11 protein-coding genes are annotated in these 12,427 nt (G+C 60.7%); 10 read left to right on the top strand and 1 reads right to left on the bottom strand.

The features are described 5' to 3' along the window. Positions 1-95 precede the first annotated feature (95 nt). The 8 genes from eno to ACZ5MJ_RS08545 all read left to right on the top strand — a co-directional run bounded on the left by eno (position 96) and on the right by ACZ5MJ_RS08545 (position 9,211). Entirely contained in the window at positions 96-1,385 is a 1,290-nt protein-coding gene (gene eno, locus ACZ5MJ_RS08580; protein ID WP_464223410.1) for a phosphopyruvate hydratase, read from the top strand. A gap of 133 nt (positions 1,386-1,518) precedes the next feature. Then, a complete protein-coding gene (locus ACZ5MJ_RS08575; protein WP_464223409.1) occupies positions 1,519-2,247 on the top strand; it encodes a transcriptional regulator NanR in 729 nt (242 codons plus the stop codon). A gap of 231 nt (positions 2,248-2,478) precedes the next feature. Beyond that, positions 2,479-3,309, top strand: coding sequence for a phosphogluconate dehydrogenase C-terminal domain-containing protein (locus ACZ5MJ_RS08570; protein WP_464223408.1), 831 nt, complete (start codon positions 2,479-2,481; stop codon positions 3,307-3,309). A gap of 71 nt (positions 3,310-3,380) precedes the next feature. Continuing rightward, positions 3,381-4,625 carry a ribulose-bisphosphate carboxylase large subunit family protein gene (locus tag ACZ5MJ_RS08565; protein WP_464223407.1) on the top strand — a complete coding sequence of 415 codons (1,245 nt, stop codon included), beginning with the start codon at positions 3,381-3,383 and terminating at the stop codon, positions 4,623-4,625. Next, positions 4,622-6,037: a 3-oxo-isoapionate kinase OiaK gene (oiaK, locus tag ACZ5MJ_RS08560; protein WP_464223406.1), complete on the top strand. Its 1,416-nt coding sequence runs from the start codon at positions 4,622-4,624 to the stop codon at positions 6,035-6,037. The genes ACZ5MJ_RS08565 and oiaK overlap by 4 nt, the downstream gene beginning before the upstream one ends. A gap of 22 nt (positions 6,038-6,059) precedes the next feature. Then, entirely contained in the window at positions 6,060-6,995 is a 936-nt protein-coding gene (locus ACZ5MJ_RS08555) for an NAD(P)-dependent oxidoreductase (protein WP_464223683.1), read from the top strand. 166 nt (positions 6,996-7,161) lie between these two features. Then, entirely contained in the window at positions 7,162-8,499 is a 1,338-nt protein-coding gene (locus ACZ5MJ_RS08550) for an MFS transporter (RefSeq protein ID WP_464223405.1), read from the top strand. Positions 8,500-8,503: 4 nt separating this feature from the next. After that, complete coding sequence (locus ACZ5MJ_RS08545) at positions 8,504-9,211, top strand: haloacid dehalogenase type II (protein ID WP_464223404.1); 708 nt, start codon at positions 8,504-8,506, stop codon at positions 9,209-9,211. A gap of 773 nt (positions 9,212-9,984) precedes the next feature. On the opposite strand, the gene ACZ5MJ_RS08540 is transcribed toward ACZ5MJ_RS08545, so the two are convergent. Beyond that, on the bottom strand, positions 9,985-11,310 hold the full coding sequence (locus ACZ5MJ_RS08540) for an MFS transporter (RefSeq protein ID WP_464223403.1): 1,326 nt from the start codon (positions 11,308-11,310) through the stop codon (positions 9,985-9,987). 246 nt (positions 11,311-11,556) lie between these two features. Between ACZ5MJ_RS08540 and ACZ5MJ_RS08535 the strand changes: the two genes are divergently transcribed. Then, positions 11,557-11,883, top strand: a complete 327-nt coding sequence (locus ACZ5MJ_RS08535) for a hypothetical protein (RefSeq protein WP_464223402.1) — start codon at positions 11,557-11,559, stop codon at positions 11,881-11,883. 336 nt (positions 11,884-12,219) lie between these two features. After that, entirely contained in the window at positions 12,220-12,363 is a 144-nt protein-coding gene (locus ACZ5MJ_RS08530) for a hypothetical protein (protein ID WP_464223401.1), read from the top strand. The last annotated feature ends 64 nt before the right edge of the window (positions 12,364-12,427 follow it).

Below are 12,427 nucleotides of genomic sequence, written 5' to 3'. Positions count from 1 at the left end.
CAGGCACCCAATCAAGCCTGCCAGTGATTCCATGTAGCCGGTATGCCCGCTGGCAGACTCCGGCGACTGACCCTTAACGCTTTCTTTCACGAACAATGAGTGCAATCGTAGATATCATCGGTCGCGAGGTACTGGACTCGCGCGGCAATCCCACTGTCGAGTGCGACGTGCTGCTCGAATCGGGCGTGATGGGCCGAGCCTCCGTACCTTCGGGGGCATCGACCGGCTCGCGCGAAGCCATCGAACTGCGTGACGGCGACAAGTCGCGCTATCTGGGCAAGGGAGTTCAAAACGCCGTCGAGCACATCAATGCCGAGATCTCCGAAGCGGTGCTCGGTCTGGACGCCTCCGAGCAGGCTTTCCTGGACCGCACGCTGATCGAGCTCGACGGCACCGAGAACAAGGGCCGCCTGGGCGCCAACGCCATGCTGGCCGTGTCGATGGCCGTGGCCAAGGCCGCCGCCGAGGAAGCCGGGCTGCCGCTGTACCGCTATTTCGGCGGTTCGGGCGCGATGCAGATGCCGGTGCCGATGATGAACATCGTCAACGGCGGCGCGCACGCCAACAACAGCCTGGACATCCAGGAATTCATGATCATGCCCGTGTCGCAGACCAGCTTCCGTGAAGCGCTGCGTTGCGGCGCCGAAGTGTTCCACGCGCTCAAGAAGATCCTGGCCGACAAGGGCATGTCGACGGCAGTGGGCGACGAAGGTGGCTTTGCGCCGAACTTCTCGTCGAACGAGGAGTGCCTGAACACGATCGTGCAGGCCGTCGAGAAGGCCGGCTACAAGGTCGGTGAAGACGTGCTGCTGGCGCTGGACTGCGCTGCCAGCGAGTTCTACCACGAAGCCGAAGACGTGTACGCGCTGGAGGGCGAGGGCCTGAAGCTGTCGTCGACGCAATTCGCCGACTACCTGGCCAACCTGTGCGACAAGTTCCCGATCGTGTCGATCGAGGACGGCATGGCCGAAGGCGACTGGGACGGCTGGAAGACGCTGACTGACAAGCTCGGCAAGCGCGTGCAGTTGGTGGGCGACGACCTGTTCGTGACCAACACCAAGATCCTGAAGGTAGGCATCGAGCGCGGCATCGGTAACTCGATTCTGATCAAGATCAACCAGATCGGCACGCTGACCGAGACGTTCGCCGCCATCGAGATGGCCAAGCGCGCTGGCTACACTGCCGTGATCTCGCATCGTTCGGGCGAAACCGAAGACAGCACCATTGCCGATATCGCCGTCGGTACCAATGCCGGCCAGATCAAGACCGGTTCACTGTCGCGTTCGGACCGTATCGCCAAGTACAACCAGCTCCTGCGCATTGAGGAGGACCTCGGCGACATCGATTCGTATGCTGGGCGAGCCGCCTTGTATAACCTTCGCTGAGCTTGATCAGACACGCCGCTCCCGTTCTCGGGACGGCTTGCCCACCCATGCAAGTTGACTAGCTTGCCGGAACTAAGCTGATATCATGTCATTCAGTGGTGTGATGACATAACAGGTTAGACCAAGGACTTTCATGGCGAGTGCAGAGCCAATCCAGCGAAGACGTCTGTTCGAAGATGTGCTCGAACGCTTGAGCGAGAGGATCCGTAGTGGCGAGATCGCGCCAGGCGAACAGCTTCCTGCCGAGCGGGATCTCATGGAGCACTATGGAGTCGGCAGACCGGCGATTCGTGAGGCCCTGCAGTCTCTCGAACGGGCCGGGATCATCGAGATCGCACATGGTGAACGCGCACGGGTGGTCATCCCGACTGCCGATCATTTGATTCGACAGATTGGCGCCGGTGCGCAGCACCTTTTGCGGTCTAGCCCCAATTCGCTCGCACATCTCAAGGACGCGCGCCTGTTCCTGGAATGCGGGCTCGCCCGCCTTGCCGCCCAGAATGCCTCCGAGGACGACGTGCGCAGCCTGCAAGGCCGTCTGGAAGCCCAGCGGAACGTGAAGGACAACCCCGAGGAATTTCTGACCAAGGACATGCAGTTCCATCAGGAACTCGCCAGGATCAGTGGCAATCCCATTTTCCCGGCAATCGTCCAGGCTCTTTTCGAGTGGGCCCGCGAATACTACCGCGGTATCGTCCGCGCACCCGGCGTGGAAAGCCTGACCTTGGAAGAACATCAGCGAGTCGTCGATGCAGTGGCCCGCCGCGATGGCGATGCAGCCGCGCAGGCGATGCACGATCACTTGAGCCGGGCCAATTCGCTCTATAAGTCGCTCAAGGGTGATTCCGTCGACGTGACGTAAAGCGCCTTTCTTCCGCCTTTTGAATCTCGAACGCCTCTCCATGAAGAGGCGTTTTTCATTTCAGCTCCCTGCGTAGGGTTTACGAGCAAACGGAAGCCCTTGGCGTACTGGCATACTCATCATACCATTATATCAGTAGGCCAGTTCTGCGTTGCGTTGAGATCTCGGCCCTGGAACTTCCGTGACCGCACGGTCGCGACACTAAAGCCGCAAGGCGCTTGGAGACTTTGAATGAAAGAGAAGATTGCACTGTTCGGCGCAGGCGGAAAGATGGGCGTACGCCTGGCAAAGAACCTCCTCAAGTCAGACTATCGCGTCAGCCACGTCGAAGTGAGCGATGTGGGCCAGCGCCGTCTGCGCGATGAGCTGGGAGTTACGTGCGTCAGCACGGAGGAAGCGCTGGACAACGCCGACGTCGTGATCCTTGCCATCCCCGACACGGTGATCGGCAAGGTCGCAGCGCAGATCGCGCCGCAACTGAAGCCCGGCACCATGGTGATGACGCTCGACGCGGCCGCGCCTTTCGCGGGCCATCTCCCCGATCGGCCCGATCTGACCTATTTCGTCGCTCACCCCTGCCATCCACCGATCTACAACGACGAGACAGAACCGGAAGCCCGCCGTGACTACTTCGGCGGCGGTGCGGCGAAGCAGTCCATCACGAGCGCGTTGATGCAAGGCCCCGAATCCGCCTTCGATCTCGGAGAGGCCGTCGCCAAGGTCATCTACGCGCCGATCCTGCGCTCCTACCGGCTGACCGTGGAGCAAATGGCAATCCTGGAACCAGGCCTTTCGGAAACGATCTGCGCAACCCTGCTGCAGGTCATGCGTGAGGCGATGGACGAAACCGTTCGCCGTGGAGTGCCAAAGGATGCCGCACGTGACTTCCTCCTGGGCCATATGAACATTTTGGGCGCGGTGATCTTCAACGAAATTCCTGGCGCCTTCTCTGACGCGTGCAACAAGGCGATCGAATTCGGCAAGCCCCGTCTCATGCGAGACGACTGGCTGAACGTCTTCGATCGCGACGAGATCGCCGACAGCATTCGCCGCATCACCTGATTCCTCCTTCGAACAGCCAAGGCCCGGCCGACGTCGGCCGACGCCTTCCCCACTACAGCACAGGAGAAACCGTGGGCGATCGAATTTATGTCAAATACTGGCTCGAAACGGGCGACGACCCCGCACGCGCCGCCGAGGTCATTGCCGGTGAGCAATCCAGCGGCACCTTCGTAGCTTTGCCCACGGAAACCGCCGAACTGAAAGAACGTTCGGGCGCGCGCGTCGAAGCGCTGGAAACACTGGAGACAGTCAGCTCGCCCAGCCTGCCGGGAGGGATGAAATCCGCTCAGTACCGGCGCTGCCACCTCACGATCTCGTGGCCGCTCGAGAACCTGGGACCTTCCCTGCCCAACCTAATGTCGACCATTGCCGGCAACCTGTTTGAGCTCAAGCAGGTGTCGGGCCTGCGGATCCTGGATCTGCAATTGCCTCATGCATTTGCGACCGCCTATCCGGGGCCGGCTTTCGGCATCGAAGGCACACGGAAGCTGGCCGGCGTTTCCACCGGCCCCCTGATTGGCACGATCATCAAGCCGAGCGTTGGATTGAGCGTCGAGGAGACCGCTCAGCAAGTGCAACAGCTTGTCGAGGGCGGCATCGACTTCATCAAGGATGACGAGTTGCAGGCTGACGGTGGCTATTGCCCCTTTGACCAACGCGTAACAGCCGTGATGCAGGTCGTCAACGCCGCCGCTCAACGGAACGGCCGCAAGGCCATGGTCGCGTTCAATCTGACGGGCGACCTCGATCAGATGAAGCGCCGGCACGACCACGTGTTGGCCGCGGGTGGCACCTGCGTGATGGTCTGCCTCAACTCGATTGGAATTATCGGACTCCAGGAATTGCGCAAGCACTCCCAACTTCCGATCCATGCTCACAGAGCAGGTTGGGGTTACCTCACGCGCAGTCCCGCGCTCGGCTGGGATTACTCGCCCTGGCAGAAAATCTGGCGTCTTGCGGGGGCCGATCACCTCCATGTCAACGGGCTGCGCAACAAGTTCAGCGAAGCGGACGACAGCGTTATTGCCGCGGCCAAATCGGTGTTGGCGCCCGTCGTGCCCGATGCACCGATGACGGCCATGCCGGTCTTCAGCTCTGGGCAGACCGGGCTTCAGGCTGCCGACACCTATTCAGCCCTCGGCTGCGCGGACCTGATCCACACTGCAGGAGGCGGCATCTTTGCACATCCGGGCGGCGTCGGCGCAGGCGTCGAGGCCATGCGCGAATCTTGGGTCGCTGCGATGGCTGGAGTACCGCTGAACGAGCGGGCGAAAACCAGCCGCCCCCTCGCACAAGCGCTGGAGTTCTGGAAATGACAGCCGTGGCGCCTTCGAGCCTTCCTGACGGGTTACTGCTCGCGTTCTATGGTGACGACTTCACTGGGTCGACCGACGCGATGGACGCGATGACAGCCGCGGGCATCCCGACCATGCTGTTCCTGGAGGAACCCACGGCTGACATGCTGGCGCGCTTTCCGCACGTCAAGTGTGTTGGCCTGGCAGGCGCGTCGCGAGGAAAAGACGTGGCATGGATGGAGGAAGCACTGCCAAAGGCATTCCAGATGCTGTGGAACCTAGGTGCTCCCCTCCTCCACTACAAGGTCTGTTCGACATTCGATTCCTCCCCGGATATCGGTTCGATTGGGAAGGCCATCGACATCGGCGCGCGTGTCGTTGGAGGAACCTGGGTTCCCCTTATCGTGGGCGCCCCGCGTCTGAAACGATACCAAGTCTTCGGCAACCTCTTTGCCGCCGTGGACGGCCAGTGCTTCCGGCTGGACCGCCACCCCACGATGTCGCGCCATCCCGTCACGCCGATGGGCGAGTCCGATCTACGTCGGCACCTGGCCAAGCAAACCGATCGCGAGATTGCTCTTATTGACGTGGTACAGCTCGCCCAAGACACCGAAACGAGAGAACCCTGGCAATCCAAAGACGTTCCCGCCGTGTTCATCGATGTCATGGATGATGCGTCGTTGGTCGCCGCCGGCAAGCTGGTTTGGGACCGCCGTGGACAAGGCACATTCACTGCTTCGTCTTCGGGGCTCCAGTATGCACTAGCTGCTTACTGGCGGCAGCGCGGTTGGCTTCCAGTTCACCATGACCAACCCGCAGCAGCGCCCGTCGGTGTCATCGCTGGTGTAAGTGGAAGCTGCTCCCCGGTGACGGGCAGACAACTTGAGTGGGCTGAGCGCAACGGCTTCAAGACCGTCAGGCTCGACGTGGCCGCCATCCTGGATAACAGCCGCGCTGACTCTGAAATCGAGAAAGCCGTCTCCGCCGCGCTCGGAGCCATCTCCCGCAGTGTCAGCCCGATCATTTACAGCGCGAAAGGCCCCGACGACCCGGCGGTTGCGAACTTTGACGACATGGCGAGCCAAGCGGGCCGATCACGTCGCGAGGCCGCCACGCGAATTGGGCACGCGCTTGCCGAGGTAATGCGTCGACTGCTCGACGGCAGCGATCGCTCTCGCCTCAACCGTATTGTCGTCGCCGGTGGCGATAGCTCCGGCGAGGTCACCAGCGCGCTTGGCATCAAAGCGCTGACGGTCCAGGCCGCGCTGTCACCCGGCGCTCCAATTTGCCGGGCGTGGTCGAACTCGCAGGAGCGGGATGGACTTGAGATTGTGCTGAAGGGCGGCCAGATGGGTAGTGAACAGTTCTTCCAGGACGTCCTGGATGGATCCGAGAGGCACCGGGTACGTAACGCCGCCTTAATTCCCAGTTGAAATTGTTTTTTTGCCCGATTGGGTGCGCATCCCTTCCGGAAGAAATGCGCTCAAGCTCGGGCGTCGGAGAATCAACATGCAAATTGCCTTTCTCGGGCTCGGCACGATGGGCTTGCCCATGGCAACGAATCTCGTCAAGGCCGGATATCAGGTCACCGCTTGGGACCGCTTTCCGGAACAGACTGAAAAATTCCGCCTGGAGGGCGGCAAACCTGCTGAGAGCCCTGCGAGTGCCGTACGCGGAGCGGATGTGGTGGTTTCGATGCTTGCCGATGATTTCGCGACGCGCGCCACACTGATCGATTCCGAGGCCATTGCAGAGATGGACCCGGGCGCGATCCACATCAACATGGCGACGATCTCCGTCGCCCTCTCACGCGAGTTGACAGAGTTGCATGCCGAGCACGATGGTCACTACGTCGCCGCGCCCGTACTGGGTCGACCGCCCAATGCTCAGGCCGGCCAACTGCACATCCTCGCAGCCGGCCCCGAGGGGGTATTGGCCACCATAGGCCCCATCTTCGATGTGTTGGGTCAGCGGACCTGGCACATCGGCGACCGCCCAGAACAGGGCAATGCGGCCAAGCTCGCCGCGAACTTCATGATCGGCAGCGCCATCGAAGCCATGAGCGAAGCAGTCGCCCTTGCGGCAGGCTACGCGGTAGACAAGAGGGACTTCATCGAAATGATCACCAATACGGTCTTCGATGCGGCTGCCTACCGCAACTACGGTCGCGTTATTGCGGAAGACCGATTTGACCCGCCGGGCTTCAAGCTGGCGCTTGGACTGAAAGATGTCAAGCTGGCGCTGGATGCCGCCGAACAGGCCAATGTGCCGCTCCTGCTGGGAAATGTCCTGCGGGACGTTCACATCGATAGTCTTGCGCATGGCGAGGGCGGGCTGGATTGGGGCGCCCTCTCGCGCGTCGCCGCACGTCGCGCAGCGCAGACCTCCTGACCACGATCTGCCGTGTCGCGACGACGCTTGTCCGTGTCCGCGACATATCTCCTAACCAACAACATTGATTCACTAAGGCCTTCCATCGCACCAAGGCTACCCGCAAGAATGTACTGATCGGATTAACCCTCACACATAACGCCCGACGAGGCGGAGGATGGAGACAATGTCACAAACTATTCAAGCCGTATCGGCCGCGACCGACACCCTGCCCGACGCACGGCCCGATCTCAAGAGCATCTATCGCAAGGCCACATGGCGCCTGCTACCACTCCTGGTGGTCTGCTATGCATTCGCCTATCTGGATCGCGTGAACGTCGGCTTTGCCAAGCTACAGATGGCGACGGACCTGAAGTTCAGCGATACCGTCTACGGCCTGGGTGCCGGGATTTTTTTCCTCGGCTACGTACTGGCTGAGGTGCCCAGCAACCTCATCCTTCATCGCATTGGCGCCAGGAGGTGGATTGCACGAATCCTGGTGACATGGGGCCTGCTGTCCGCCGCCATGCTGTTCGTCCACTCGCCGACATCGTTCTACGCCCTTCGATTTTTGCTGGGCGTTGCCGAAGCGGGGTTCTTTCCGGGCATCATCTATTACCTCATGCACTGGTACCCGTCGTCGCGACGGGGTGCGATTCTGGCGACGTTCTACCTGGCTGCTCCCCTGTCCGGCGTGCTGGGCGGCCCGTTGTCCGGTCTGATTCTTAACTCGATGGCGAACACTCCTCCCTTCGCCGGCTGGCAATGGATGTTCCTCCTGGAAGGGTTACCGGCCTGCCTGCTTGGCGTGGTGGTTTTCTTCTACCTAGACGATCGCATCGAGAAGGCCAAATGGCTGACTGCCGATGAGAAGGCAACGCTCCTGGAAGCGCTCGAAAAGGAACAACACAAGGGTGCACCAGTGTCGGCGCTCAGCGCGTTTGGCAGCCTGCGCACGTGGCACCTTGCCGCAATCCTGTTCATGATCGTCAGCGCTATGTACGGCGTCTTCTTCTGGATGCCCACACTCGTCAACGAATCTGGCATCAAGAACCCGCTCCTCGTGGGCCTGCTCTCTGCAATTCCCTATGCAGCGGCCATTCCGACCATGATGCTGGTGGGTCGCCACTCAGATAAGCATGCCGAGCGCCGTTTTCACATGATCGCCCTGTGTTTCATGGGTGCCGCCGGCTTCCTGCTGTGCGTCGCCTGGCAGAGTGACACATACAGGCTGCTCTTTGCGCTGACGCTGGCCACCGCCGCTGTCATGGCAATTCTCCCGATCTTCTGGACACTTCCCACTGCCATGTTCAAAGGCGCAGCGGCTGCCGCCGGGATCGCCCTGATCAACTCTCTGGGCGTGACGGCGGGCTTTGTCGCGCCGTATATGGTTGGTTACCTGCGTGACGTCACGAAGAGCCCCAATGCGGCACTCTACATCCTATCGATCCTCTGGATCATCGCCGCTATCCTGATTTATAAAGTGCCGGCCAGTTCGATCGCCAGCAAGAAACCAACGGAGTAACCACATGCAAGAAGTCAAGGCCCTGGTGTTCGACGTCTTCGGGACCGTCGTAGACTGGCGCACAAGCGTCGCGAAAGAAGTACAGACGTTCTTTGCCGAGCGCGGCACGACAATCGACGGCTACAAGTTCGCTGACGACTGGCGTGGGCTATATCAACCCGCCATGCAGGCGTGCCGCAGCGGCGAGCGTCCATACACGCGCCTGGACGATCTTCACCGCGAAAACCTCGAGAAGCTGTTGAAGCAATACGACCTCGGTGGCCTGTCCGAGACGGAGAAGCAGTTCCTGAATTTCGCTTGGCGTCGCCTGCAACCTTGGCCGGATACTGTCGCCGGACTGACGCGACTGAAGAAGAAATTCATCATTGGTACACTTTCCAACGGGAACATCGCGCTGATGGTGGAGCTTGCCAAGCGGGCCGGCTTGCCGTGGGACGCCATTCTCGGGGCAGACGTCACACGCGCCTACAAGCCTGAGCCGGCCTCCTACATCGAAACGGTCAACGTGCTCGGCTTGCAGCCTCACGAGGTTGCGTTGGTCGCAGCCCACAACGACGACCTGCATGCCGCACGCGCTTGCGGCCTGCAAACGATGTTCGTTCTCCGTCCGACCGAACTTGGGCCAGGCCAAGAGATTGACCTTTCGGAAGAAGAAGACTGGGAAGTCTGCGCCAACAGCCTCGAAGATCTGGCATCGAAGCTGGGCTGCTGATTCCGCAAGCCGCCGGCGCATGTATCGCTATCTTGTCGCCGGCCGCTACCACGTCAAAGATCCTCCTGTTCGATACGGGTTGGCTGCCCCTCCGGTAGGTCGGGTTCAGTCCAGCCCGTGTCATTTTTTTCCGCTGCTGCTCGGCGAATCAAACTCTTCGCTACCGTGACGTAGGAAGAGTTCATTCCGCCTCATCGCGTTGGGTCACCAATTCCCAGATGTTCTCTGTAATGGTGTCCGGGTCAATAACAGGAAAGGCGGCTTCGAGCGCGACGCCACGCCAACTTAGCACCCGAAGCACCGGCCATAAGCGAGCCCGGACCGCTTAAATGGATAGCGGCAAAGCGGCACTCAGCCCGCTCACGATGACAAAGGCCTCGTCGCCACAGGAGAGCATGCAGGGTAGCACCGCACGTGCGACCTCGACGGGGAAAGTCCGGAAAATGTGAGCCATCATCGCCTCGAGTGTCGCGGCGTCCAGGCCCTTGGGCGGCACAAATCCAATGCCTGCGGGTACCGGGGCATACACCGCGGCATCGACGCTGCCAAGCCGCGTCACAATCGCGTCACTACCAGCAAGTTTGGGCTTACGCGTACACTCAAGGCGCACCGCTTGCCCGTTTCCCCATCAGTTGGAGTGCAGCTTCACCGATCGATCTGGCACCGTCCGTCGCCTGCCGATAAGACAAGCCAGTTACCAGCTCAGAAGGTAAAGGCCACAAATGAAAAAGCCCTTCGCTAACGCGAAGGGCCCATGTACTGGTGAAACCGATTCAGCCGTGAAGCATCGTGCTATTGACCTCGGCCTGCGCTCCCTTCCCGGTGACCATTGGCGCCGTTTCCCGCATGGTCAAAGCGCATAGGGTCGACGTAACGCCGAGAAGAGAGAACATAATCGCCGGGCCGATCCATCCCACAATGCCGTACAGAAAGGTCGCAATGAAGGGCAAGAGGCCGGCCACCAGCGATGCTCCGTTGTAACCGAGGGAAATGCCCGACGACCTAACGTTAGCCGGAAACTGTTCCGAGAACCAGCTAGGCTCAACGGCGAAGATCGGATCGTGGCTGAAGAGCAGAGAAAGCGAAATGGCAGTCACGATCATGATGCCGGCACCCGTGTTGATGAGCATGAACATCGGAATACCGAAGGCGATGGTGAACAAGGCGCCGAACAGGAAGATCGGTTTGCGGCCGAGACGATCGCTCCACGCGCCGTAAATCAGGTGGCTGACCAGGCCAATCGCCGAGCCGATCATCGTGCCCCAAAGGACACTCTCCTTCGTGGAAATTTGCGCCAGCACGACATACGAAAGCATGAAGCTCGTCGTAATGTAGTAGCCGCCGGTCTCAGCCAAACGAAGTCCGATGATCCGAAGGACTTTCCGCCAATCGTTACGCAGCACTTCCAGCGCCGGCTTTTCGACGATGGCGTTCTTGGCCTTCACGGCTTCGAAATCAGGTGACTCCTTGACGCTCAGGCGGATGAACGCTCCGATCGCGACCATGATGACGGAGATCAGGAACGGCATCCGCCACACCCAGTCGCCTTCAAACAGAGCACTGGATAGGAGGAACGCACCGTTGGCCATCAGCAGACCCAAAGGGATGCCGATTTGTGGCACCGCGCCGAAAAAACCTCGACGATGGGCTGGCGCATGTTCGCATGCCATCAGGACTGCCCCGCCCCACTCGGCGCCAAAGCCAATGCCCTGAGCCATCCGCAGCAGGATGAGCAGGATCGGGGCGAGGACCCCCGCCTGTTCATAGGTCGGCAGCGCCCCGATCAGGACCGTGGCTCCGCCCATAGCCAGAAGCGACCAGAAGAGAACGGACTTGCGCCCGATGCGGTCTCCATAGTGGCCAGCCAGGTACCCGCCAAGCGGTCGCATAAAAAACCCAACGGCAAGCGTCGCGAACGACGCCAAGATCCCAACAATCGGTTCGGTCGTATGGAAAAACACCTTCCCAAACCAGCCGGCGGCTGCGGTACCGTAGATAAAGAAGTCGTAGCTTTCCACCGCCGATCCAATCATCGATGCGATGGAAACCTTGACGGCACCATCCTTCTGCGGCGTGGCCGTAGCGGTCACGTCTGTCATTGCCTGTCTCCATTGTGAGTGCGCTCTTTGCCGGCCCAAATGCGGGCGTCGGACTAAAGTTTCTTGTGCTCGTTGCGGTGATGTCCCGTTCGTTAGCTCAACCGAGCTTTGTAGCCAACGGATGAAGGCTATCACCGGGATTAATGACTCACAAAAGAAACATTCCGAGCAATCAGTGAACCCATTTCACTCGTTGCGCGCCCGCCGGGCGCCCGGCATCTCACTCGCCAGCAACTGCTGGCCGAAGTGCGCCGTCACACCGAGCAACTGACTCGCCGCGCCGAGCGCGCCGGCCTCTTCGCGCACGCCACGCCGGCCCGACTGGCGCGCGCTGAACTGCAACGCTGCCTGTGGACAGCACCGGAGCGAGACACTGCGTGCTGGTGCTTGATCCTGCTGGCCTGCGCCGTCGACGGTGGCGCGCGCATCAGCCTCGACATGCTGGAGCAATGTCGCGAACTCGCGGCGCGTTCCAGCGATCCCGCCCTGCGCGCGCTGTTCTTCACCTGCGCCCGGCGGGCCGTGCTAGGCGGCATGGAGGAGGACCGTACTAATGGAACCTGGTATGCCTGAGGTGTGTGCGATGCCTGCCGTCCCCGCGAAAGATAGCGCGCCCAAGGAGCCTGTCTTCTAGCGCAATTGGAACAAGCTGCAGGCGGATTTCCAGGATCTCTTGATGCAAGCGACCAAGCGCACACCGTGAAACGGGATAGGTTCAGGCGAAATCCTACGGATGAAAACGTGTTCTCCGCAGACACGCAAGAGCTCACCGAAGATCGAGCCGCGCGCGACGAGATCCCCCCTGCTCTCACGGCTGGAAACCTGGGGCCGGTCAACATGTTGGGTCGGACAGGACCTCGGTAAGTCGCATTGAGCTGTCTTGCGCCAAACCTCACTGTCGAGAAACTGGTGTTGCTTTCTGAAGCGCTCAACGTCAGCCCTGTTCGCATGCTTACAAAGGATGCGCCGGCCGGCGAGCAGGCCGAGCTGACATTCCTTGATCCGGTTCTCCATCTCGGGCTAGGCGTCTCGATTGACCGGATCATTACGTAGGTCCGTTGCCGAGCACGACAGCCCGACCTCTAAAGCAAAAGAGCGTTCCTCGACGGGCGGCGGC

The sequence above is a fragment of the Cupriavidus sp. LA-1 genome (assembly GCF_055385985.1).
The sequence above is the reverse complement of the archived record's forward strand: the minus strand, read 5'-3'. Positions and strand labels throughout refer to the sequence as shown.